Raw genomic sequence first — 23,673 nt, forward strand, 5'->3', positions numbered from 1 at the left:
GACGTGGAATCTACGAATTTCAGCGCTGAGGATCCCCAGGCGCCGCCACGCATTTCGGTGTGCGTGCCGATGCACAACAACAGCTCCACCATTGAGCGCTGTCTACGGAGTATTCTGGAACAGGAGGCTGATTTCGAGATTCTTGTCGTTGATGACCAATCGTCGGACGACTGCGTTGCGATCGCCAGGTCATTGCTGCGACCGGGAGACCGACTTGTCCGCAATCAATCTCGCGTTGGCGCGGCACGAAACCACAACAAATGTATAGAACTTGCCCGCGGCGAATGTATTCAATTCGTACACGGTGATGACTATCTGCTTCCGGGAGCCTTGCAGACACTTGCTGAATGCTTCGACGATCCAGCTGTTGGGCTGGCCTTCGCTCCCCGGCGCGTGGTGACTGATGACGAGTTGTGGCTCGAGCGGTCGGGAACGCTTCATAACCGTTTTCGGAGGCTAGAAGCGCGTAATGAGGGAGCATCGCTGGCGAAGCAAATGACCTTGCAGGGGCTCGGCACCAACTGGGTAGGTGAGCCGACCAACGTGATGTTGCGACGCCGGCTGACCATCGATGCTGGCGGATTCCGCGACGATATCGTTAATCTTTCCGACTTGGACCTGTGGTTACGCTTGATGCTCAGATCAGCGATTTGCTTTGTCCCGAAGGAACTTTCAGTTCGGCATCACACGCCATTTACGCTACATGCCTTGACAATGCGTCCTTGGTGGCTCGATCGGTTGCGGATCATCACCTGGTTGGTCGTCGACCCCGCGTCTCCCACGAGCATTCGCGTGATTTCAGCGCTATGGTGGTTGCCGGTGTGGGCCGTGCGAGCGCTGGAGGTATTGATCTATGGGCCAGATCGATGGCCCCGCTCGAAAATATTGGCGGCAGCACCGTATCGCGAGTTCGTCCGCGCCCGAGGTTTCCGGGCCGAACTGAAAGGAAATGAGCCTCCTCCCAATGGCTCGCGCGCGTGATGGGATCACCACTGTATTACCTGCGGAAAACTCAGACTCCAATGTCCTCTAATGCGTCCCATGGCAATTGGGATGTTGAAGTCACCGCCGAACATGATCAGACCTGCGTAGGCTCGCCGACATGAGCGTTACGGAAGGCCAATATCTCCTTGAGCAATTCCACCGCCAAGAGATCCTCACCGCGCCTCGCCCGCGTCGGGCGGAGGTCACAGCTTTGAAGATCGACGAACCTGTAAAACTGCAAGGCACTGTGGCGGTGTGGCGCAACCACGCCATCGAGCCGCTACAACCGTTGCTCGACCCGTTTCTGCTGACAGCTGGCCTCGACCTCGAGTTAGCGCTTGGAGGGTATGACGACACGCTGGCTCTGACCCCCTGCTCCGGCGCTGAGATCGACCTAATCTGGTACGACCTCGACAGATTGACACTTGACGACGACGAGGCATTGGACTGGTTCGTAAGTCGGGTCACCTGGTGTGCGGCATCCGCTGCCGGACCGGTGCTTGTGGTTCCTATCTCAGACAAGCGGGCCCGTGTCGCGGCGGTGGTTGAACGGCTCGAGAACTTGCCCGGAGTGCACTGCGCAAACCCGTTGGCAGTTTGCGATGAAGCCGGTGTCATCCTCATCGACGAGCGCACCGCCGCCCTGACAGGCAGTCGCATCTCCCGAGACGCGCAAGTTCAACTTGCGCGGGCCCTAGGCACACATTGGTTGCCGGCAACGATGCTTCCGCCCCTCAAAATGGTTGCGGTCGACCTCGACGAAACGCTGCATCAAGGCGTTCTCGGTGAGGATGGTATAGAGGGAGTAATAGTTAGCGACGCACATGCCAGGTTGCACGGCCATCTGAAGGAGCTCGCTGCGAGCGGTGTGTTGCTCGCGCTCATATCACGTAATGAGCCAGAGGACGTAGAGCGCCTCTTCGCGACGCGCAAAATCAACTACGGGTTGGCTCTTGAGGACTTCTTCACCGTCGAAGTTTCCTGGGGCTCAAAGGCTGATGCGGTGCGCCGCGCGGCTGCCAGAGCCCGAATAGGTAAAGACGCTGTGGTTTTCGTCGACGACAACCCTGGCGAACTATTAACCGTCGGCCTTCGATGCGCGGGTGTATCGCTCATCCTTGCTCAAGCTGACGCGGATCGTACTGTCAATGCTTTGCGATGGCACCCGGGCCTCTGGCGATGGTCGACCGATGACGCCGCTGCCATCCGCGCCGGCGATCTCGCTGCGAACGTTGCGCGGGAAGAACTACTACAGGGCGCCGTGGACTTCGATCGCTACTTGGAGGAACTTGGGGTTCGGGCCGAGGTCGGCATCGATCGCGAGGAACAGTTGACTCGGCTCGCTGATCTGAGCGCCAAAACCAACCAATTCAACCTCGCAGTCGCCCGGCTAAACGAATCTGACTTGCAACGAGCGATGCGGGATGAAGGCGCCTACGTGATTTCGGTGGCACTGTCGGATCGCCTGTCGAACAGCGGCGTGATCGCATTAGTACTGGTTCGAAAAGACGGGGACCGGCTTCGTGTTGACGAGCTCGCAATGAGCTGCCGCGCGATGGGCCGCGGGCTCGAATCCATTCTGGTCACGCAGGCGTTGAAGGCACTCCCGTGTTGGGAGGAGGTACGTGAAGTGTGTTTTCAGGTGCGACGGACCGACCGGAATACCCCGGCACGCCGTTGGCTCACAGATATCGTCGGTCTTGAGGACAAGGACGCCAGTACTGACGAGGTCATCGTCGACCGGATCCGATTCGATAAAGTTCTAGTACCCGACGCGGTCGTGGTCTCGGTACTCGGGCCCAGCGCGGACCACGGTTAGGCTCTTCTGCATGCCGTCATCGCAAGAGATTCGCAGCGCAGTCGCCGCAGTCGTCGCTCGCGTCCTCCGCATCTCCCCCGACGATGCCATTAGGGCTCGTCGCGGTGACCAAGAGGACTGGAACTCACTCAAGCACATCGAGATTGTTTTCCAGGTCGAAGAGGAATGTGACGTGCAGTTCGAAGAGGACGAAATCGCCGAGCTGTTCGACGTTGAGTCGATCGCGACGGCGGTCGACCGAGTCCGTGACCGTTAGGGTCGGCCCGGAGGGCTTCGGTTACCGCCTCCGGCCCGTCGACCGGGGTGATGCCGCCGACATCCTCCGGTTGCGCACTGACCCAGAACTCGGACGGTTCCTAAATCCGACCACTGGCAGAGTTGAGGACCAGGAACAATGGATCGAGATCCAACGAGACCGTACCGGTGATTACTACTTCGTAGTCGAAACCCTTCATGGACGTTGGGAGGGCCTCGTCGGCCTCTACGGGATCGAAGGCGCGAGCGGTGAGTGGGGGCGCTGGATTCTTCGGCGAGGTTCTCTTGCGGCGGCCGCCTCGGTGCTACTGATTCTGCGCTTTGGGTTCGACGAACTCGGCTTGGAACGGATCTACTGCCGCACGCTCGCGGACAATGCCATGGGAGTCAGCTTTCAGGATTCCTGCGGGTACACGAGCCGGTCCGAATACATCGACTCGGCTAGGCGCGTGTTCGTCGAACATTCTCTCGTTGTGTCAGACTGGCTGTCATTTCGCGACGCGCTTTCTCCGATAGCCGGTCGAGTCGCGCGCCGCAGTGCTCGATTATGAGACCAATCGGGCGGTTCCATCACATCGGAGTCGCGACCGAGTCGATCGCGCGCGATGAGGCCATTTACGCGCAGCTCGGTTACCAGCGTGAGGACGAGGAATTCGTCGATCCGGCGCAAGGAGTCCGTGGCCTATTCCTGGTGGGACCTGGGCCGCGCCTCGAATTACTTGAACCACTCGAAGGAAGTACTACGCTCGACCCCTGGCTAGAAGCGGGCAGTCGCCTTTACCACCAGGCTTACGAAGTCGACGACCTTAACGCATCTCTGGATTCGGCGCGGAAAGAACTGCGCGCGCACATCCTTCGCCCTCCGATGCCGTCACCAGCGTTTGGAGGACGGTCGGTATCGTTCCTGATTCTCCGCAATCGCTCGGTGATCGAGCTAGTCCAAGCCGCAAAGGCCTAACAGCTCATGGACGGGCTCTGCATCACGCCATCTGATATGGCTTTGTTCAGCGCCGTCAGTCACGACGTGAATCCGCTTCACATGAGTGCGGATTACGCGCACCGTACCCCGTTTGGCGAACAGGTGGTCTTCGGCATTCTGGCTGCGCTGGCAACGCTGCAGTGGACGCCAGCCCGCCCAGCGCAGGCGCTCAGTGGTGTGTCTTTGCTCTTCTTAGAGCCGCTTTTTGTCGGAGTAACTTATCGAGTAATCGTCAAACCAGATGCGGCAAAAGATAGTATCGAGGTCCTCGATGGGCGACGCCGCTTGGTCGAGGCCACATTCACCTATCAGGACGCGGCCCGCCGCTCGACTGCAAGCCTGCCGCAGGTGGCAGCGACAGCTAGCCGAACAGCACCTCAGGAGTGGGACGAAGCGACCCTGCCGGACAGTTTTAGCGTCGCGGGGCATTACATGCCTCCCTCATCGGAAATGCAGCAACTAATCGTGCGGTGGGGACTATGCGAGAAAGGCATAACGCCCGAACAGATCGCGTCACTCGCTTGGACCAGTTACGTGGTTGGCATGGAGATTCCGGGCAGACAGGCCGCTTATTCGCGGCTGGAAATGACGTTCGCCGCTGACAAGGTCGCCTTGACGACACCGTATTCGTACAACGTAGAGCTCGTCCGCAAGGACTCACGGTTCAACTTGCTTCGCTTGGCGGCGCAGCTGCGAGCCGATGAAGCGGTAGTGGCAGATGCTCGGATCGCAGCGTTTCTGCGCAGCGGTTCACGAATTTGCTCGCGAGAGTCGCTAGAACTGTGGTTGTTGCCTTCGCAGGCGCTCCGCGGCAAGGTCGCACTGGTGATCGGCGGCAGCCGAGGGCTTGGCGCAGCCCTTGTCAGTGCGTTAGCGTCACAAGGCTGCACTGTACTGCTTAACTACGCGCGCTCACGCGAAGAAGCAGAAGCCTTGCGCGACAGTCTGACTGGAACACACGGCGGAGTGCGGCTGGTGCCTGGCGATGCGGCTGACCACGATTGGTGCCGACGGCAGAGCGAATGGTTAGCAAAGGAGTTCGGTGGACTCGATTTCTTAATCTGCAATGCAAGTCCTGCGATTCGTACGCTCGATTTCGCGGCGGATACTTTGGAGCGCATGCATCAGTTTGTGGAACAGAGCCTGCGGCTAGTGACCGTGCCGCTTGCGGCTTTTTTGGGAACACTCAAGGAGCGTAACGGGCGGCCGATTGTGATTTCCTCCATGTATTCCAAGACGGCTCCCGCCGATTTCCCGCACTATGTCGCGGCCAAGTCCGCCATCGAAGGCCTGATGCGGTCGCTAGCGAATCGGGACGCGACATCCCGTGGCATGTTAGTCCGGCCCCCAAAACTGCTAACCGATCAGACAAATACACCGCTAGGCAAAAAAGGCGCCCTCATGCCGGAACAGGTTGCTGCAAAGGTCGTCTCGCTGTTGCTCGAAGAGCCGCAGCCGGGCGTGCAGATCGTTGAAGACTTCGAGGTTACTTCTAGTAGAAAGTAAAGCGATTATTGGCAGATCGTGTCAATCGGGCACATCGATACAAGATATCGAATAGCCTTTTACGGCTTTCAGGCCATCCAACTCTTCGCGAAGCGCGTTCGACGACCGCCCGGAGGCAAATTTTTACCCTCACCCCTAGCCGTAAGCATGAATAGGACGAGCAGGATAATCTAAACGGGAGGATTGTGATGCAGATTACGAATTATGCCTTTGAAAAAGGCCTTTCGCTTGCCCACTCGGTATGGGCGGAATTTCGACGGTATCCAAAATCCCCCGAAAAAATGTTGAAATCGAAGCTATATAACAGTTTCTGGTACTACGACGTTGAATTGATGCCAGGAATAATTACTAAAGGTCAGTTCCCCCAGGCAATGCCGCTGCTTCCTAGGATGCTTCTACGCAATTGCGACCTTAACGATGCAGACTGCCTGGATGTCGGAAGCATGGAAGGGTTACTACCAGTCCTAATGTGTCGACAGGGCGCTAAGCGGGTTCTCGCGACCGACTTCATCTTCCATTGCTATATGAAGATGCGGGCACTAATGACATATTATGAAGTCGACTTCTCATTTCAAAGAATTGGCCATCTTTACGATCTCTCGAGCAAGATTCATAGTCGCCAGTGGCCCGGATTTGATCTGATCAATTTATCCGGCGTGCTTTATCATGTTTTTTCCCCATTCCACGTGCTTGCCGGCCTACGGCCCTTGCTGAAGAAAAACGGCTTGATGATTGTTTCAACCAACGTGGTCGACCGAGAAGAATTTGCAATCGAATTCAACAACTCTGGCAGGTTTCAGGCGGAGGTTAATACTTTTTGGTATCTTACAATTCCGATGTTCGACTATATGCTGCGCTATTTCCAGCTCGCACCGGTCGATTGTCTTTATTACAAGTACCCTGTTCAAGACAAGGTTCGCTGGGTTGAGGGCTCAAATGCCGGCTACTTGGCCGTTGTGTGCCGGGCGGTTGAGGACAAAGGTGCTGGATTCGGTGATAGTTGGCTGAGCGGCTCGGTTGCCGAGTCTTGGGAATACCTGCTCTGCAACCAAAGAATGATGGATGGCCAGCGCCGGTCGCGGATTAGCTATCAGTACGAAGACGGCCCAATCGACCTGCGGGAACGCGTCAACCGAACGGCACCCCTGGAGGCCGCGCCCACCCCCCAGGACACAAGCTTGCTCAGGCTGGCTGACAGGATTTGACTCCCGACATCACACTGAAAACGTCCTGCATGCGTCAATCACTCGAGAGACGCTCTCGTCCGAAAGGTGAGGGCCGATGGGTAGGCTGAGGTGGGTGCGCGCCGCCTTCTCCGCGATGGGGAAGGCCCCCTCACCCAGCGCGAGTGAGGCGAAGGCGCCGGATAGGTGAGAGGGAATCGGATAATGCACCAAAGTCTGAATCCCGTTATCAGCCAAATGACTTTGAAGCTTATCTCGCGACGCGTGGTCCACCACGTATAGGTGCCAAACGTGTTCACGGTTAGCCGCAACTTTGGGCAGTTCCAGCCCAGCGATGTCGGCCAGCTCGTTCGTATACCGCTTCGAGATGGCTTGGCGGCGAGCGTTCCAGATGTCAAGGTGCTGCAACTTGATACGTAGGACGGCCGACTGAATCTCATCGAGCCTGGAATTAACTCCAAGCACGTCATGCATATATTTCTTCGCGCTTCCGTAGTTGCCGAGCGAGCGGACCCGCGCAGCAATGTCGGGGTTGTCGGTGGTGACTGCTCCCCCATCGCCAAGTGCCCCAAGGTTTTTCCCGGGGTAAAAACTCCATGCAACTGCGTCGCCATGAGCGCCGACGCGGCGGCCGTCGTACCGGGCGCCGTGCGCCTGCGCCGCATCTTCTACTACTGCCAGGCCGTGTGCTCTCGCCACCGCCAAAAGCTCCGTGAGGTCGGCAGGCTGGCCGTAGAGGTGCACCGGGACCAGCGCTCGCGTTCGCGCGGTCATCGCCTGCGCTACCCGAGCCGGATCGAGGTTCCACTGGCCAACGATCGGCTCAACGCCTACCGGGCGAGCACCCGTCTTTGCCACCGCAATCCAAGTTGCAATAAACGTGTCGCTGGGGACAATCACCTCGTCCCCCGGGCCGATTCCAAGCGCCCTCAACGCGAGTGTGATGGCGTCCAAGCCGTTTCCGACTCCGACGGCGTGTTTGGCCTCGACGAATGCGGCGAACTCATATTCAAATGCCGCAGTTTCTTCACCACGCACGTACCAGCCTCTGCGCACCACACGTGTGATGGCGTCCAGCAACGCGGCTTCGACCTCTTGGGTGGCCGCGCGGACGTCCAAGAATGGCACTGCATCGGGAAGGTCACTCATGGGCGCACCGATACCAAAGGTTCACGCTTTGATCACCACCGCTCGAAATCCTATCCACTACTGCCATGCCAGCCGCACCCATATCCTGGGTCATAGCCCCTTGGGGCCGTTTTGAATTTGGAAACGGTGGTCGGGTCAGCGGCTCCCGCCCCCGCTAGCTCGAACCATCGATAGAAATTCGTCGTAGTCGCGGATGTAATCGCTCTCGTCATAGACCAGCGAGGCGAACACCAGACATACGGCGCCAGTACAGAAACCAGTGATCTCTCGCCAGATCATGCTGGGAAGGTAGAGGCCATAGTATGACCGGTCGAGCGAAACGGTTCGTCGACTGTGCCCGTCGTCGAGGGTGACCGCGAACGAACCGGAGACCGCCACAATCAGTTGCTGCAATCCCAGATGAGCATGTCCGCCGCGTTCGGCACCGCCCGGGACGTCGTAGAGGTAATACACCCTCTTGATTGGAAAGGGAACGTGCACACCACCATAGAGGGGAGACAGGTTGCCGCTGGCGCTTTCGATCTTGTCCAGATTCACAATTCGGCATTCGTCTACGCGGCTCATTGAGCGTTCCTTACTCGCAGGAATTCCTCGTAATCCCGTACGTAGTCATCCGGATCGAAGGGAACAGAGGCAAGCACGAGCGCAACAGAGTTCGTTGAAAAGTTGATCATTTCTCGCCAGATGAGACTAGGGACGAACAAAGCGTGGTAGGAGCGATTCAAGGTGTAACGAACCTGGTGAGCGCCGTCGTCGAGCATGACTTCGAAGCTTCCAGAAAGCGCCAATATTAGTTCTTGGCCGGTCCGATATGCGTGCCCACCTCGCAGCGATCCGCCCGGGACGTCATAGATCCAAAAAGCCCTTTCGATCTCGAATGGCACATGACTACCGGACTCGATGAAGGTCAGGTTTCCCCGAGGGTCGTGGATCTTGGGCAAGTCGATCAATCTGCAGTCGCGGGCGCTGATCATGGGCGAAGGCGTAGCCAGGGCGTCAGTTCGCATCTCGCGGCGGACACAAGTGCTGGGCGGAGTCCAGACATAGGTTGATCCTGCCAGCCGAGTCGCATGATCGGTCGGCGCCCGTCGGCATGTCGGCGATCTTGTCCTCGGGGCGGCGGCCGGAGGCGTGTTTGACGCCGGAAGCGATTTCAGGCCCGTCTATCACCAATTGAGCGACCCTGTTCGAGACCGCAGCGCCGCGCTCGACCGCACCCGAGCCGCAGGGTTGGGGACCCCCTCGTGCCGCATGCGCACTTCGGGAGTCGTCGAACGTCCAGGCGACACGAGTGTATTCAATACCAGACGAACCGACTACGTCGACGATTACGGTGACTTGGCGGACAGCAGTCAGTCAGGCCCCGCTGGACCAATGGCGTATCGGCCTTGGGTGCCAGCGCCCCACGGCACCAGCAGCAATAGTCACCGGATCGCGCGGGCGGGCAAACCGGCAGGCCGATTCGAACGTTCGCCCAACCCACGGTGAGGACGTGCATTAGCCTGTCCAATACGTGACGGGGCGGCCTTCGGTGAAACCATCGAAACGCGACGAGTACTTATCCGAAGAATGGATTTATTAGCATGAAAAGGATCAGTGCGCCATGACAGTGGGTCAACCAAAAGAGAAGATAGAATTTACCGCTCACAACATCAAACTTGACGATGGAACCTTCACTAGACCTGAATCGACTCAGTCGATGACGGACCATCCATGGTTTATTTCATCACGTGGTGTACTGGAGACAGTATTTCCCGGAGATAAGAGCAAGATTCGCGTCGCGGATCTAGGTTGCCTGGAGGGTGGATACGCAGTCGAATTCGCGCGACTCGGCTTTAAAGTTCTCGGGGTCGAGGTGCGCGAGTCGAATATAGCGGCGTGCAACTACGTTAAGTCCAGAACCAATCTTCCCAACCTCGAGTTCGTTCAAGATGACGCTTTCAACATCGCAAAGCATGGCGTCTTCGATGCTGTGTTTTGCTGCGGACTCCTGTACCATCTTGATCGCCCAAAGGAGTTTTTGGAAGCCGTCTCGGTTGCGACAAATAAATTGCTGATCTTGCAGACACATTTCTCACTCATCAGTCGCAATGCTGTGAGATTCAAATTATCTACACGGGCGCGGTGGTTTACCGACAGGATTTTACGGAGACCTGAAAGCACACAGTTCGTCCTTTCAGCGCCGACAAAAAACGAGGGCCTAGCCGGCAGGTGGTATACAGAATTCCAAAACAATCAATCGTTCAAGGATCGCGAAAGCGCGAAATGGGCATCCTGGGATAACCGCCGGTCCTTTTGGATTCAGCGCGAGCACCTCCTACAGACGATTCACGATGTCGGCTTTGATCTCGTGATGGAACAGTACGACAACTTGGAGCCCAACATCGCTGAAGGCTTGCTAGGTGGCTCGTATGAATCTTTCATGCGCGGCACTTTTATCGGCATTAAAACAGGGCGCAAGGCGCTGACTTGAACGCCGAGCGGTCGAGTCTGACACAACCTGCGCCTCTGATAGGAAACGCATCTTCCGGTCCCTGAAAGGGGTTTTCACACGGCCTGCCTGCGTTAAAGCACCGCAGCACCGCTTGTCGACCTGCTGCATAACCCCTAGCACAGGCTGCAGGCGTGTGAAGAATTCGGCGCCCGATCCGAATCAACTGCGCCTTCGCTGGCGTGAGGCGCGAAACCTTCAACTGCCTCGGCTCGAAGTGCTGCCTCGCGCCTGCACAGCGCGACCCGATCAGCCAATCGATCACGGCAACATCGAATGCTCTTCCGAGAACAACAAAACCGACAATAATGACCTCTGCGGTCGCCGACCCGCGCACGCGCGACCACCGAAAGGATTCGTCGTGAAATTCGCCCTGGCCAGCTATGGAACTCGCGGCGATGTCGAGCCCTGCACGGCTGTGGGTTGCGAACTGCAGCGCCGCGGGCACGAGGTCCGCATGGCCGTTCCGCCCAATTTGGTCCCCCTCGTCGAGTCGGCCGGCCTTCCGGCGGCAGGCTACGGACCCGATCAGCAGGACGGCTTCTGGGACACCGACTTCCTCGGCAAGTTCTGGAATGTCCCCGAGGTGAGGAAGCGGTGGCGGGAAGCCCAAGACCTCCTTACCCAGTCCTGGGCTGAGATGAGCGCGACCCTGACATCGCTCTCCGACGGCGCCGACCTGGTATTCACCGGCCCCGGCTTTCCAGGGGTCGCCGCGAACGTGGCCGAATGCCTCGACGTGCCGTTGGCCACGATGCACTACTTCCCTATGCGGCCTAACGGGCAACTCGCGCCTAATCTGCCGGCGCCGGCGGTGCGCACCGTGATGACGGCGCTGGACTGGATGCAGTGGCGGGTGACGAAGAAGGCCGAGGACGCCCAGCGCCGTGAACTCGGCCTGCAGAAAGCGAAAGGCCCTGCACCACAACGGATATCCGCACGCGGCGCCCTGGAGATCCAGGCCTACGACCAGGTGTGCTTTCCCGGACTGGCCGCCGAATGGACCAAATGGAACCACCGACGCCCCTTTGTCGGCACGCTGACTATGGAGTTGACGACGGATTCCGACGTCGACGTCGCTTCGTGGATCGCAGCGGGGACGCCCCCGATCTGCTTCGGCTTCGGCAGCACATCAATTGAATCTCCGGCCAATACAATCACCATGATTGCTAAGGCCTGCGCGCAGTTGGGCGAGCGGGCGCTGTTGTGCTCCGGCAAAACAGATTTCACTGGTGCACCACAGTTCGATCACGTCAAGGTCGTCGGCCCGGTGAACTACGCAGCGGTCTTCCCCGCCTGCCGCGCTGTGGTCCACCACAGCGGCGCGGGCACCACGGCGGCAGGACTGCGCGCAGGGGTCCCGACCTTAAGCCTTTGGAGTTTGAGCGATCAAAAGATTTGGGCCGGCCAGGTCCAACGACTGAAAGTTGGCCTGGCACGGCACTTTTCGAGTACCACGCAAGATTCGTTGGTCGATGACCTGAGACAGATCCTGGCCCCGGACTACGCCATCCGCGCCCGTGCGATCGCGGCTCGGATGACCAAACCCGCCGAGAGTATCGCGATCACTGCCAACCTCTTGGAGAAATTTGCCGCGTGAATGACCGTGATTGCCACGGACATCGTCAGTGCCAACAACGGGTAAGTTCACCAGGTTTCTCGGCGCTACAGGGCGCTCAGCACCATTTGCTGCGCGCCCGCCAAACCCGCGAACCGCGCGTCGGGCCGCTTTCCTCGACAGGACACCGCGGGTTCCGCGCTGGTTATAATTGACCGAAGTGTCAGTAACCGTACTTTGTCGCGCCCACGGGGTCGCTCGGTACGCAACCGCTCTGGGGGAACGGCATCTCTTCGCAACTACTTTGTGCGCTGGTCGATGACAGAGTACTTCTCGACCACGTCGCAGCCGCCGCGCAGAAGAGAGGCTCGTAGTGACCGCCACAAGGAAAGCAGCGGACGCACCAAAGGTCAGCGTGGTGTCGACCACCTACAACCAGCAGGCCTACGTCCGCGACACATTGGACGGCTTCCTCGCCCAGCAGATCGACTTTCCAATGGAGGTCATCGTCGCCGACGATGCCTCGACCGACGCCACGCCCCGAATAATCCAGGAGTACGCCGGCCGCCACCCGCACCTGTTCCGGCCCATCCTGCGGTCCAAGAACGTCGGCCTCAACGCGAACCTGACCGGCGCCCTGTCCGCCGCGCGTGGTGAGTACATCGCGCTGTGCGAGGGCGACGACTACTGGGTCGACCCGCTGAAACTGAGCAGACAAGTGGCATTACTGGACGCGGATCCGGGCACGGCGGTGTGTTTCCACCCGGTGCAGGTGGTCTGGACCAACGAATACGCGGAGGACGAGAAACTCGTACACACCTTGTACCGGAAGTTCGAAGAAGTCTTCCTTCCGAAGTTTCCGCCGCCTTTTCGGGCCGGCGACCTCAGCTTCGAGACGTTGATCTCGCGAAACTTCATCCAGACCAACTCGGTGATGTACCGCCGCCTCCCCCGCTACGACGACATCCCGACCGACATCATGCCCCTGGATTGGTACCTGCACGTCCGTCATGCCGCCGAGGGCGACATCGCGATGCTGCCCGAGACGATGGCCGTCTACCGCCGACACCCGCGCGGCATGTGGTACAGGTCGATCACCGATCCCGCAACCTTCTGGCGGACGCAGGGTCCCGCGCATGCGGCGACGTTGGACGCCATGCTCGATGTCGTCTCCGGTGACCCCCTTCGCGAGTCGATCGTCGCCAAAAACGCCAACTGGGTGCTCAGCGCGATCGCCAAACAGGTCCCAGATCCTGAGGGCCAGGCACTTTTGGTGCAAACCACCGCCGCGTACCCGCGCATCGCGACGCTGGCATTGCGGAACCGCTGGACCAAAACGCTCGGCGGGCGTGTGAAGAGGTTGCGGCGCAAGCTCACCCGCAACGCCACCGAACCGGAGGACGGTGTTGGACACCGAGTCGACCAGCGACTGAGCGCGTGACAACGAATGTCGTCGGCGACCCCACCGTCGCTTACCTGGGCTGGCACGGGCTGGGCAACCTTGGCGACGATGCGATCTACGACGCGGTTCGGGGCCAGTTGCGTGGCGCAACGTTTCTGGATCTGCCGCGCCTCCCACACCAATTGATCTATGCAACCGCCACGGCGGCAATGGGTTTGAACCGGCCGCTGCGGCGCAGCAGGCAGGTCGTGGGTGGCGGCACACTCGTCGGAAGGAGCCAGTGGCGGCTTCTGGTCAACCGAGGGTTGGCGCTCACCAAAGACAACGGTAGCTATGCGATTGGCGTCGGCGTGGAAGATCCGGTATTCGGCGGACGCAATAGCGGCTCGGGCAAAGGCGAGCTGAAACGCTGGGCGCCCATACTTTCCAGGTTTCGAACCGTATCCGTGCGGGGGCCGCGCAGCGCCGAACTTCTGGCCGACATCGGGTTGGACGTCGAGGTATCCGGCGATCCCGCGCTGCTGCTCCCCCGGCCCGACGTCGCTCCCGAAGACGGGCTGATCGGAGTGAATCTCGGCTTCGGCGACGACCTTTGGGGACACGACCCCGAGCAGCTGGCGGACGAGATAGCCGGCGCCGTCAAGCAACTGTCATCACATGGCTACCGCTTCGTCGGGATACTCATGAATCCAGAAGACCGACGCTGGACCGAAGTGGCGCTGAGGAACATCCCGGAAGCAGAGATGGTGCTTCCGGCCGGCCCCGATGCGGCCGCGCGGGAACTGGCCCGCTGTTCCGCCGCCATCGTCACCCGCCTGCACGCGAGCGTCCTGGCTTCTCTGTCCGATACACCCGTCGTTTCGCTTGAGTATCAACCGAAATGCCGAGACTTCGCGCTCGCGATCGATGATGACCGCTCACTGATTCGCACCGACGAGGTGAGCAGCGCCGCCGTTGTCGACCGGGTGCTCGACGCGATCGCGAACTCATCGAACATCCGGAGCGCAAAGCGCATCGCCGTCGCACGCCTGAAACAGCGCCTCGAGAGCGAATATGCGGATCTGGCGCGGCAGTTGGGTCTCGTCTCGTGATAACGCTGCGAAAAGGGTTGGAGCTGAAGTGGGTCAAACGCGGCGGGCGCGTCACCGGCCTTCCCCGGCGGTTGCCGCCCGCGGCGCGCAAAACCGAGATCGAAACTTCAGCACGGGCAACTGAGAAGCTCGGCGCCCTGCCCCTGTCCGAAGCCTACGGACAGCCCGGCGCGACCCGGAAACCCAAGCAGGTCCGCGCGGCGTCATGGCAGGGCGACCTGTACGCCTACCTGGTGGGCTGGCGCGACCCCAGGATCGTCGTGGAATTCGGATCGGCGTTCGGGGTGTCCGGGATGTACCTGTCCTCGGCGCTTCGGCGGGGCTGGATGTATTCGTTCGAGATCAACCCGTCCTGGGCCGACATCGCCGAGCAAAACATCAAATCCGTCACCGATCGCTACACCCTCACGCGGGGCGCCTTCGAAGAGCACGTCGGCGACATCCCCGACCCGATCGATCTGGCCTTGGTGGATGGGATCCACACCCGAGATTTCGTGACCCGGCAATGGCAGATCTTGAAGCCCCGCATGGCCCCGGGTGGCTGGGTGCTGTTCGATGACATCGACTTCAACCGCGGGATGGGCGAAGCCTGGCGCGACATCTGCGCCGATCCCGAAGTGGTGGGGGCGGTGGAGGTGTCCAGACGGCTGGGCCTCATCGAATTGGCGTCCTAGCCCTGGCCCGTCCACCGGCCAGCCGACCGCGCACAATGGCGATCCGATGACGGCCGGTCCATACAACCGGCAATAATGGCCCGGACGTTGCCGACAGGCGGGACGACTCGGAAGGCAGGATGTGTCGTGAAATTTGCCCTGGCGAGTTACGGGACTCGCGGCGACATCGAACCGTCCGCGGCCGTTGGCCTCGAACTGGTGCGCCGGGGGCACGAAGTCCAGATGGCCGTCCCGCCCGAACTTGTCGGATTCGTCGAGTCGGTGGGGCTGGCCGCGGTTCCCTATGGTCCGAAGGTGCAGGAGTTCTTGGACGAGGAATTCCTGCGCAACATGTGGACGGACTTCTTTCGCAATCCGATCCGGCAGATCCCCAAAGTCTGGGATCCCCTGATCAAGTACTGGGGTGACGTGGGCACCACGCTGACGTCGCTGGCGGACGGCGCCGACCTGCTCTCCAGCGGCCTGAATTTCGAGCAGGCCGCGGCCAACGTCGCCGAGCATTACGACATCCCGCTGGCCTCGCTGCATCACTTCCCCATGCGGGCCAATGGCCGGCTCGTGCCGAGCGTGCCGGCGCCGCTGATGCGCTCGACGATGACGGTGATCGAATGGGTGTTCTGGCGCTCGACGAAGGAAGTCGACAATGCGCAGCGCGGCGAACTCGGCCTGCCGAAGGCAACGCATCGCTCACAGCGGCGAATCGCCGAGCGCCGATCCCTGGAAATCCAGGCGTATGACGAGATCTTCTTTCCAGGGCTGGCAGCCGAATGGGCGCGGTGGGGCGACCGTCGCCCCTTTGTCGGGGCGCTGACGCTGCAGCTGCGGACGGACGCCGACGACGACGTCGCGGCCTGGATTGCCTCGGGAACACCGCCGATCTGCTTCGGGTCCGGCAGCATCGCGCTCGAATCCGCTGCCGAGACGGTCAACATGGTTGGCGCGGCATGCGCGCGGTTGGGCGAGCGGGCTCTGATTTGCTTCGGCGGCACCGACTTCAGCGACGTGCCGCGCTTCGACCACGTCAAGACGGTCGGTGTGGTGAATTACGCGACCATCTTTCCCGCCTGCCGCGCCATCGTTCATCACGGCGGCTCGGGCACCACGGCCGCGAGTCTGCGCGCCGGAATCCCCACCTTGGCGCTGTGGAGCTCCGCCGATCAACCATATTGGGCCGGTGCGATCAAACGCCTGAAGTTGGGTACGGCGCGGCGCTTTTCGGCCACATCTCAAGAAACGCTGTTCGCGGACCTGCGCCAGATACTCACGCCGGAATACGCCACCCGGACCCGAGAATTCGCCGCCCGCATGACCACACCCGCTGCGAGCATCGAGCGCACCGCCGACCTGCTGGAAGCCACCGCCCGCCGGAAAGGGCTTGAGTAAGGCGGATTACGTTTACCAGCGGGGCTCAGCGCGCCGGCTTGATGAGCAGACCCTGGCCGGTGGGCAATGTGCAGATTTTCACGCCCAGCTCGCCGGCGACCTCATCCATGGCGATGCGCTGCTCGTCGCGTCCCCGATTCGCGTAGTCGTCCAGCAGCACAAAGGCGCCGGGTGTGAGGCGCGGCCAAAAGAAACGCAGCGCAGCGACTTCGGGGGGCGCGCAGTTCATGTCGATGTGCAGGTAGGCCACCGACGTCGCCTCCACCTGCTCGAGAGTTTCCGGGACGGAGCCCACGATGATGCGCTGGTTTTTCCATTGCGCGAAATTGGCGCGGACGCTGTCAACCCCGTTGGCGTACATTCCGTTGCGGAGGTGCCCCTCGCTGGTCTGCAGCGCCCCGGCCTGGCGTTCGTTGTCGGTGACGAACCGCGGGTCGAGCCCGGCGAACGTGTCCAGCAGATAGAACGTTTTGCCCAGGCGATCCCAGTCCAGGTATTCCATGATGGCGCTGCTTAAAAAGCCGTAACTGACGCCACACTCGACGAAATCGCCCTCGAGCTGGCTGGCGCTCGCCGCAGCCCACAGCCCCACGTGCACACGCCATTGCCACTGGTACCAGTCCTCGTTGCCGAGAGATTTGGCACCGCGCTGGTAGGCGCGCTGGAAGTCGGGATCATCGAGGAACCCGTGGAAATTGTTGAACGTGATCAACGCGTCGTTGGCGTAGACGTCGGGCAGCAGCGTACGTGCGAGCCAGTACTCGGTGCGCACCCACCACATCCTGAGGCGGGTGCCGGTTGTCAGCCCTGTTGCCACGGCGGCAACCATAACATCGGCGCGCACGGCACCCCGGGGAAACATGATGGGTGCGCCGTGATCGTGTTTCGACCATCCCTCGCCACGGGGCAAATCAATTCGTACACTTAGTGTTTCAGCTATCTCACTTGCGCCAGAGCACGCCGGTGCCGTCGATCTCCACGATCTCACCGGTCACGTTGTGCTGCGTGCGGTAGTCGGTCACGGCTTGCGCGCACGCCTTGATCGCGTGGTAGTCGTCAACGACGCAAAAGCCCCCGGGCGACAGCCGCGGGTAGAGCGCATCGAGCGCCTGAATTGTCGACTCATAAAGGTCACCATCGAGCCGCAACACCGAAATGCGATCGATCGGGGCTTCCTGCAGGCTGTCCTTGAACCAGCCCGGAACAAAACGCACCTGGTCATCGAGCAACCCGTAGCGCTCGAAATTCGCCTTGACCTGGTCTTGCGGCACGCCCAGGATGCGTGCGTGCCGATGCAACCGAATCCCTTTATCCGCCTTGTAGTTGACGGTGTCCGGGGGCGGCACTCCGGCGAACGAATCGCACAGCCACACCGTCCGCTTTTCGTCCCCGTGGGCCGCCAGCACGGCGCGCATCAGGATGGAGGCGCCACCGCGCCACACACCGCACTCGACCAGGTCGCCGGGCACGTCCTCTTCCAGCACCGTCTCGACGCAGTGCTGCAAGCTGGTCAGCCGCTTCATGCCGATCATCGTCAGGGCATCCGCCGGCCAGTCCAGCCCGAGATCACGCGCCTGCTTGTTGAACGGACGCTTCCGCACCAGCATCAAGTTGCGGGTACTGAACAGGGGACGACCCAGGCGGTACAACCCCACCGGAACCAGCTCGTCGCTGCCATACCTGGTGAGGTCGCGCCGGAGCAGGTCGAGGTATGCAAACCGCGTGTCGTGATCGGTCACGGCCAAAACTGCCCCTTACTCCGCGATGCCAGTAGTACCGGTTGAGAGCCTAGACGCCCGTCGGCGCCGTCAATTGCGTTTCGCAGTGTATCCGTCTCCGGCGCTCAGCGATTTCGCCCGGCTCGAGCGTCCGGGACAGAGCGCCCCGAGCGAGCGAATTCCTCCAGCAAATCGACAGCGCGCCCCGCGCTTTCGGAGGGCTTGCTCATGCGGGCCGAGAGGTCACGCGCGCGGGTGAGGTACTCCGGGGCGAGGATTTTTCGCAGGTCCGCAACGAGAGTTTCGGGGGTGGCGCTCGAGAACCGCCGGGACGTGCCGACCTTCAACCGCGTGACGCGAGACCCCCACATAGGCTGATCACCCGCCGTCCAGAGGATCAGCGCGGGAATGCCGGCACGCATGCCCGCCGCCGTGGTGCCCGATCCGCCGTGGTGCACGACGGCACGGCAGGCCGGGAAGATCTTCGTGTAGTTGACCACGCCCACGACCTTGACGTGGTCCAACTGGGGAACGTCGCTGAAGTCGCTCCAACCTGAGCAGATCAACGCCCGCTCCCCCAGCTGCGCGCAGGCGGCGCCGATCATCCGGACCGTATCGGCGGGAGTCTCGGCGACCGGCATGCTGCCGAAGCCGAAACAGATCGGCGGCGTTCCCTGGGCGATCCATGACAAGGTCTCGTCGTCGGAGTCCGTCGTCAGTTCCATGGTGAGCGAACCGACGAACGGCCGCTGAGTGCCCCATTTCGCCCATTCGTCGGCAAGCCCGGGAAAGCACACGTCGTCGTAGGCCTGAATCTCCAGCGAACCGCGTTCGGCGATGCGTCGCGGTGAGGCAACCGTGGCGGTCGGCAGGCCGAGCTCGCGGCGCTGCCGATCCTCGGCCTTCTTGTTCATCCGCCAGCACATCCAGTCGTAGATCGACATACCGGTGCGGACCAGGGGCGCGGGCACCTTCGGAAGCAGTACGCCGTTGGGTCGCATCGGAATGTAGTGCAGCGTGGCCATCGGAATGCCGTAGTAGTCAGCGACATTGATGGCCAAATCCTGGTAAAGCTGGCCGGTGAACAGCAAATCAGCGCCCGCACCCACCGACATCAGCGCCGAGCTCATTTCCTGCCAGTTCCGCAGCACCGGTTCCCAGGCTTCGCGGATCAGGCTGACGGGACCCTTGACGAAGTTCTTCCAGAAATCCCGAATGAACTCGTCGCTCCAAAAGTCGTGCATATCGGGCCCATAGCCGATCGCCGGAAGTCCGGCCGCTTCGGCCAGACCGACGAGATTGGGCGGGACGGCCATCCGAACCGAATGCCCCCGGCGCATCAGCTCGCGCCCGATGGTGAGGCAAGGTTCTATATCCCCACGCGTTCCATAGCTTGCCACAGCAAATTTCATCGCGCCTATTACCTTAATCAATCCCCGACGGCATGGGCAACTTTGACTGTGGCGTTTCCGCTCGGTAACCTGCGGTCCGCCAGTGGCCCTGCGATGTGGTCAGAGACATTGGATGTAGTTGTTTCGCAACGGATTTGGCGCCCCGAGGCCGAATTAGATTGCGAGAGCGCACCGGTACAGTCGAGTGCTGCAAAGCCAACCTCATCGGCCTTTCCCCCCGACCGTAGAAGTATGACGACTCTGGGGCGGTATGGCTGTACCCCAGGCGTCGTCGCCTGATTCTACGTAAGTGTGCCAGACGATCGACATCGTGTCTCGAGAAAGTAGCAACTCGGTCCGGATAGCTCCGCGTGCCCTGATCGATAGCTGAATCAGCTATTCGCCCTGCACAATAGGGATGACGAGCTAGCTCGAACTAGTACGACTCCGCGAGCTGACGAAATCCTCCACCACGTCGGCGGCCTTCACCACGCTGTCGGCCGGCTTGGTCATCCGGGCGGCGATCTCGCGGGCGCGCGCAGCGTAGTCCGGGGCCAGGATCCGCCGCAGGTCCCCCACCAACGATTCCCGGTCGGTTGCCGAAAACCGTCGTGTGGTACCAACTTTCAGCCGTTTGAGCTGAGCTCCCCAGATTGTCTGGTTGGCGTCCATCGACAGGATCAGCGTGGGAACTCCGGCGCGCAAGCTCGCGGCGGTGGTACCCGAACCGCCGTGGTGAACGACGGCGCGGCAGACGGGAAATATCGTCGCGTAGTTCACCGGGCCCACCACCTTGACGTGATCGGCGAGCGGGACTCCGCTGAAGTCGCTACGGCCGGCGGCGATCAACGCCCGCTGCCCCAGCTGCGCGGACGCCGAGCTGATCATTTCGACGGTGTCGGCCGGGGATTCGACCGGCATGCTGCCGAATCCGAAACAGATCGGCGGGGTTCCGCCGCGAATCCAGGACATCACCTCGTCGTCGGCGTCGGTGGTCAGCTCCATTGTCAGCGTTCCGACGAACGGCCGTAGGCCATCCCATTTCGCCCACTCCGCGGCCAGACCGGGAAAGCAAACCTCGTCGTACGCCTGGATTTCCAGCGATGCACGCTCGGCGATGCGCCGCGGTGACGGTCCTTTTGCCTTCGGCAGCCCCAGTTCTCGGCGCTGGGTGTCCTCGACCTTCTTGTTCAGGCGCCAACAGAACCAGTCGAACGCCGTCATCGCCGAGCGGGCCAGCGGCGGCGGCAGGATCGAGACAACCTGGCCGTTGGGCCGCATGGGCACGTGATGCAGCGTGGCCAACGGAAGGTCGTAATATTCGGCGACGTTGGCCGCCGGCTCCTGGTAACTCTGCCCCGCGAACACCAGGTCGGCTCCGTCCGCCAGCGACATCAACGTGGTGTTCATCTGCGCCCAGCACTGGTCGCTGAGGTCCCACATCTCGCGCCACATGACGCGCATTTCCTGGATCTTCCAGAAGCCGCGGAAGAACGATGTCCAGAAGTCGCGGTACACGTCGAGCCAGGCCTGCGATTCCAGCCCGTACGGGACGGCCGTCAGCCCCGCGGCTTCGGTGAAGCTCACCGAGTCGGGCGGGACCGCCATGACCATGTCGTGCCCCCGGCGTTGCAGTTCGCGCGCCACAACCAAGGAAGGCTCGATGTCACCGCGCGTTCCATAACTGGCCAGCACACATTTCATCGCGAATCCACGCCCTTCGGTTGCGCCATCAATGGCGGTGAAGCACCGACATCACTGTAAATATCGACGAAACTCCACAGCACCGGTTTGCGCGACTGCATCGAGGACGAACTAAGCGCGGGTGCGCCTCAAGGCTTGCGCCACAGCACGCCGGTACCGTCGATCTCCTCGATCTCTGCGGTCACGCCATGTTGCGTACGGTAGTCCGTCACCGCCCGACGGCATGCAGCGATGGCGTGGTAGTCGTCGATGATGCAAAAGCCCCCGGACGACAGCCGTGGGTAGAGCGCATCGAGCGCCTGAATCGTCGACTCGTAAAGGTCGCCGTCCAGCCGTAACACCGAAATGCGCTCAATCGGGGCGTCCTGCAGGGTGTCCTTGAACCAGCCCGGAACAAATCGAACCCGATCATCGAGCAGTCCGTACCGCTCGAAATTCGCCCTGACCTGCTCCTGGGGTACGGCCAGGACGGCAGCCGTATGCAATCTGATGCCCTTGTCGGCCTCGTAATTGTCGGTATCCGGCGGGGGCACCCCTTCGAACGAATCGCACAGCCACACCGATCGCTTCTCGTCTCCGTACGCCGACAGCACGGCCCGCATCAGGATCGATGCGCCGCCCCGCCACACGCCGCACTCGACCAGATCGCCGGGTACATCCTCTTTCAGGACGGTCTCCACGCAGTGCTGCAAACTGGTCAGCCGCTTCATGCCGATCATCGTCAAGGCATCCGCAGGCCAGTCAAGCCCGAGATCACGCGCCTGCTTGTTGAACGGGCGCTTGCGCACCAGCAGCAAATTGCGGGTGCTGAAGAGGGGACGCCCAAAGTAATTCCAGCCCACCGGCACCAACTCGTCGCTGCCGTACCGGGTGAGGTTACGTCGCAGCAGGTCAAGATATGCGGATCGGGTGTCGAGGAAAGGAGATCGCATGTCACGATCGGCAACGGTCAAAGCTGGCCCCTTAGTTGAGATGAAGTACTCGCGGTGAGGCCTCGACAACGTCGAGGCGGTCAAGGCGTTTCGCATTCCAACGAGGACACCTGACCGGCCCACTTGACCTGACCCGTCCTACCGGCTGACCATCCCTGCCCTACCGGGTAGTAGCAACCATCATAAGCGTAAATTCGCGGCGGCCTCGGCTGCTCGACTTGGGGAGACCGCCCTCAGCGGCGCCCGACGTTTTCAGCGAGGGGACGGCCCGATTCTTTCGACGCGGCCTAAGACTCGGGCTGCCCGCCGATCCAGTCGAGCAGGGCGCCCAGACCTTCGTCGAGGGTGGCCTTCGGTTGCCAACCCAGCTCGGTTTGCGCCGGTTCGATGTCGCAACTCGCAGCGCGCACGTCGCCGTCGCGGAATTTCGGAACGACGACCGGTTCGGGCGCGCCACACATGGCGGCGATCTTGTTGGCCAACTCATGGATGGTTGTCGCGTTGCCGGACCCGATGTCGAGGCAGCGCGGCTGGGTCGCGGGCTGCTGGACGGCGGCGAGCAGCGCGTCGACGACGGCGTCGATGTAGACGAAGTCGCGCACGATCCGGCCGTCCTCGTAGACCTCCAGCGCAAGCCCCTGCCGCGCCAACCGCGCGAACAGCGCGACGATCCCGGTGTACGAATTGGTCAGTGACTGGCCGGGGCCGTAGACATTTTGCAGACGCAGCACGCTGAGGTTGGTGTCGTGCGCGGCCGTCCAGGCAGCCAGCAGGTGCTCCTGGGCCAGCTTGGTCGCCGCGTACACGTTGGTGGGGCGGGGCTCCGTTCGGTCGGCACGGCTCGGCAGCGGCTGCGCCTGTTCGCCCGCCGGCCCCTGCGGGTCCCAGACACCGGCGAGCAGTTGCGCGTGGCTGCGGGGTTTCGGGTGGAAGATCCGCTCGCCGGACTGCCACGCGCCCTCGCCGTAGACCGCCCGGGACGAGGCCAGGACCAGTTGCTCGGGCACGATTCCCGAGCGGCTCAGGGCGTCAAGAAGCTGAGTCGTTCCAACGACATTCACCGAGCCGTGGCGCGTCGCCTCGGACAGCGACTGTGCGGTTCCGGTCTCGGCCGCCAGATGGACGACCTGCGAAGGGCGGAACAATCGCAACACGGCGTCCCAGTCGGGCGCATGGGTGACGTCACCGGTGAACAGCCGCACGGTTGAGGGCAGCTCAATCGGCCGGCCGCCGCCGTGCACCTGGGGATGCAAGACGTCCATCACCGCGACGTCGTATCCGGCATCGACGAGACGGTGGGAGAGCGCCGACCCGATGAATCCTGCCCCACCACTGATGAGCACGGACGCTGACAAGAATCGACGCCTTTCTTTCGTGTGCAGAGGAAATTACGCAACCGGCATCGCCGCGCGGTCCGGTCGATCATATCGGGGACTCTGCGCAGCATCAGAGG

General features: G+C 61.4%; 21 protein-coding genes and 1 pseudogene. 13 read left to right on the forward strand and 9 right to left on the reverse strand.

The features are described from left to right. The first annotated feature begins 3 nt into the window (after positions 1-3). The 7 genes from MTY59_RS23915 (at position 4) to MTY59_RS23945 (ending at position 6,748) form a co-directional block, all read left to right on the forward strand. A complete protein-coding gene (locus MTY59_RS23915; protein WP_284145244.1) occupies positions 4-981 on the forward strand; it encodes a glycosyltransferase family 2 protein in 978 nt (325 codons plus the stop codon). A 121-nt stretch (positions 982-1,102) separates the two neighbouring features. Continuing rightward, the gene (locus MTY59_RS23920; protein WP_221043350.1) at positions 1,103-2,803 is read left to right on the forward strand and encodes an HAD-IIIC family phosphatase; all 1,701 of its coding nucleotides are present in this window, start codon (positions 1,103-1,105) and stop codon (positions 2,801-2,803) included. Between the two features lie 10 nt (positions 2,804-2,813). Further along, positions 2,814-3,059, forward strand: coding sequence for a hypothetical protein (locus tag MTY59_RS23925; RefSeq protein WP_221043351.1), 246 nt, complete (start codon positions 2,814-2,816; stop codon positions 3,057-3,059). After that, positions 3,049-3,609, forward strand: a complete 561-nt coding sequence (locus MTY59_RS23930; RefSeq protein WP_221043352.1) for a GNAT family N-acetyltransferase — start codon at positions 3,049-3,051, stop codon at positions 3,607-3,609. Before MTY59_RS23925 ends, MTY59_RS23930 begins: the two co-directional genes overlap by 11 nt. Then, on the forward strand, positions 3,606-4,016 hold the full coding sequence (locus MTY59_RS28035; protein WP_221043353.1) for a VOC family protein: 411 nt from the start codon (positions 3,606-3,608) through the stop codon (positions 4,014-4,016). Before MTY59_RS23930 ends, MTY59_RS28035 begins: the two co-directional genes overlap by 4 nt. 6 nt (positions 4,017-4,022) lie before the next feature. Further along, positions 4,023-5,543: an SDR family NAD(P)-dependent oxidoreductase gene (locus tag MTY59_RS23940; protein ID WP_284145245.1), complete on the forward strand. Its 1,521-nt coding sequence runs from the start codon at positions 4,023-4,025 to the stop codon at positions 5,541-5,543. A gap of 188 nt (positions 5,544-5,731) precedes the next feature. Next, positions 5,732-6,748: a class I SAM-dependent methyltransferase gene (locus tag MTY59_RS23945; RefSeq protein ID WP_221043355.1), complete on the forward strand. Its 1,017-nt coding sequence runs from the start codon at positions 5,732-5,734 to the stop codon at positions 6,746-6,748. A gap of 9 nt (positions 6,749-6,757) precedes the next feature. Here MTY59_RS23945 and MTY59_RS23950 read toward each other — a convergent pair whose 3' ends face one another. The 3 genes from MTY59_RS23950 to MTY59_RS23960 form a co-directional block, all read right to left on the reverse strand. Then, complete coding sequence (locus tag MTY59_RS23950) at positions 6,758-7,876, reverse strand: DegT/DnrJ/EryC1/StrS family aminotransferase (RefSeq protein ID WP_221043356.1); 1,119 nt, start codon at positions 7,874-7,876, stop codon at positions 6,758-6,760. 135 nt (positions 7,877-8,011) lie between these two features. Beyond that, positions 8,012-8,440: a sugar 3,4-ketoisomerase gene (locus MTY59_RS23955; protein ID WP_221043357.1), complete on the reverse strand. Its 429-nt coding sequence runs from the start codon at positions 8,438-8,440 to the stop codon at positions 8,012-8,014. After that, a complete protein-coding gene (locus MTY59_RS23960) occupies positions 8,437-8,850 on the reverse strand; it encodes a sugar 3,4-ketoisomerase (protein ID WP_221043358.1) in 414 nt (137 codons plus the stop codon). The genes MTY59_RS23955 and MTY59_RS23960 overlap by 4 nt, the downstream gene beginning before the upstream one ends. A 629-nt stretch (positions 8,851-9,479) precedes the next feature. Here MTY59_RS23960 and MTY59_RS23965 point away from each other — a divergent pair. The 6 genes and pseudogenes from MTY59_RS23965 (at position 9,480) to MTY59_RS23990 (ending at position 16,475) form a co-directional block, all read left to right on the forward strand. Next, on the forward strand, positions 9,480-10,349 hold the full coding sequence (locus MTY59_RS23965; protein WP_221043359.1) for a class I SAM-dependent methyltransferase: 870 nt from the start codon (positions 9,480-9,482) through the stop codon (positions 10,347-10,349). A 379-nt stretch (positions 10,350-10,728) separates the two neighbouring features. After that, the gene (locus MTY59_RS23970) at positions 10,729-11,967 is read left to right on the forward strand and encodes a glycosyltransferase (protein WP_221043360.1); all 1,239 of its coding nucleotides are present in this window, start codon (positions 10,729-10,731) and stop codon (positions 11,965-11,967) included. 331 nt (positions 11,968-12,298) lie between these two features. After that, positions 12,299-13,358, forward strand: a pseudogene (locus MTY59_RS23975) (glycosyltransferase). Between the two features lie 4 nt (positions 13,359-13,362). Further along, positions 13,363-14,418: a polysaccharide pyruvyl transferase family protein gene (locus MTY59_RS23980; RefSeq protein ID WP_221043361.1), complete on the forward strand. Its 1,056-nt coding sequence runs from the start codon at positions 13,363-13,365 to the stop codon at positions 14,416-14,418. A gap of 17 nt (positions 14,419-14,435) precedes the next feature. After that, entirely contained in the window at positions 14,436-15,092 is a 657-nt protein-coding gene (locus MTY59_RS23985; protein WP_250160649.1) for an O-methyltransferase, read from the forward strand. A gap of 126 nt (positions 15,093-15,218) precedes the next feature. Next, positions 15,219-16,475 carry a glycosyltransferase gene (locus MTY59_RS23990; RefSeq protein WP_221043363.1) on the forward strand — a complete coding sequence of 419 codons (1,257 nt, stop codon included), beginning with the start codon at positions 15,219-15,221 and terminating at the stop codon, positions 16,473-16,475. Positions 16,476-16,500: 25 nt separating this feature from the next. Here the strand turns inward: MTY59_RS23990 and MTY59_RS23995 are convergent, their stop codons facing one another. From MTY59_RS23995 to MTY59_RS24020, 6 genes are all read right to left on the reverse strand, one after another. Next, positions 16,501-17,304 carry a class I SAM-dependent methyltransferase gene (locus tag MTY59_RS23995; protein ID WP_415822965.1) on the reverse strand — a complete coding sequence of 268 codons (804 nt, stop codon included), beginning with the start codon at positions 17,302-17,304 and terminating at the stop codon, positions 16,501-16,503. Between the two features lie 112 nt (positions 17,305-17,416). After that, positions 17,417-18,220 (reverse strand): TylF/MycF/NovP-related O-methyltransferase, encoded by an 804-nt coding sequence (locus tag MTY59_RS24000; RefSeq protein WP_221043365.1) that lies wholly within the window; start codon positions 18,218-18,220, stop codon positions 17,417-17,419. 98 nt (positions 18,221-18,318) lie between these two features. Then, entirely contained in the window at positions 18,319-19,605 is a 1,287-nt protein-coding gene (locus tag MTY59_RS24005) for a glycosyltransferase (protein ID WP_221043366.1), read from the reverse strand. Positions 19,606-20,010: 405 nt separating this feature from the next. Continuing rightward, a complete protein-coding gene (locus MTY59_RS24010; RefSeq protein ID WP_221043367.1) occupies positions 20,011-21,288 on the reverse strand; it encodes a glycosyltransferase in 1,278 nt (425 codons plus the stop codon). Positions 21,289-21,416: 128 nt separating this feature from the next. Then, positions 21,417-22,220 carry a TylF/MycF/NovP-related O-methyltransferase gene (locus MTY59_RS24015; protein WP_221046627.1) on the reverse strand — a complete coding sequence of 268 codons (804 nt, stop codon included), beginning with the start codon at positions 22,218-22,220 and terminating at the stop codon, positions 21,417-21,419. Positions 22,221-22,507: 287 nt separating this feature from the next. After that, entirely contained in the window at positions 22,508-23,563 is a 1,056-nt protein-coding gene (locus MTY59_RS24020; RefSeq protein ID WP_221046628.1) for an NAD-dependent epimerase/dehydratase family protein, read from the reverse strand. Positions 23,564-23,673 lie beyond the last annotated feature (110 nt).

Source organism: Mycobacterium senriense (genome assembly GCF_019668465.1).
In the GTDB taxonomy this organism is placed as follows: Bacteria; Actinomycetota; Actinomycetes; order Mycobacteriales; family Mycobacteriaceae; genus Mycobacterium; species Mycobacterium senriense.

Coding starts and splice junctions, on each gene's coding strand:
- MTY59_RS23920 (WP_221043350.1), top strand. CDS start 1,103: ATGAGCGTTACGGAAGGCCAATATCTCCTTGAGCAATTCCACCGCCAA.
- MTY59_RS23925 (WP_221043351.1), top strand. CDS start 2,814: ATGCCGTCATCGCAAGAGATTCGCAGCGCAGTCGCCGCAGTCGTCGCT.
- MTY59_RS28035 (WP_221043353.1), top strand. CDS start 3,606: ATGAGACCAATCGGGCGGTTCCATCACATCGGAGTCGCGACCGAGTCG.
- MTY59_RS23940 (WP_284145245.1), top strand. CDS start 4,023: ATGGACGGGCTCTGCATCACGCCATCTGATATGGCTTTGTTCAGCGCC.
- MTY59_RS23945 (WP_221043355.1), top strand. CDS start 5,732: ATGCAGATTACGAATTATGCCTTTGAAAAAGGCCTTTCGCTTGCCCAC.
- MTY59_RS23950 (WP_221043356.1), bottom strand. CDS start 7,876: ATGAGTGACCTTCCCGATGCAGTGCCATTCTTGGACGTCCGCGCGGCC.
- MTY59_RS23955 (WP_221043357.1), bottom strand. CDS start 8,440: ATGAGCCGCGTAGACGAATGCCGAATTGTGAATCTGGACAAGATCGAA.
- MTY59_RS23960 (WP_221043358.1), bottom strand. CDS start 8,850: ATGATCAGCGCCCGCGACTGCAGATTGATCGACTTGCCCAAGATCCAC.
- MTY59_RS23965 (WP_221043359.1), top strand. CDS start 9,480: ATGACAGTGGGTCAACCAAAAGAGAAGATAGAATTTACCGCTCACAAC.
- MTY59_RS23995 (WP_415822965.1), bottom strand. CDS start 17,304: ATGGTTGCCGCCGTGGCAACAGGGCTGACAACCGGCACCCGCCTCAGG.
- MTY59_RS24005 (WP_221043366.1), bottom strand. CDS start 19,605: ATGAAATTTGCTGTGGCAAGCTATGGAACGCGTGGGGATATAGAACCT.
- MTY59_RS24010 (WP_221043367.1), bottom strand. CDS start 21,288: ATGAAATGTGTGCTGGCCAGTTATGGAACGCGCGGTGACATCGAGCCT.
- MTY59_RS24015 (WP_221046627.1), bottom strand. CDS start 22,220: ATGCGATCTCCTTTCCTCGACACCCGATCCGCATATCTTGACCTGCTG.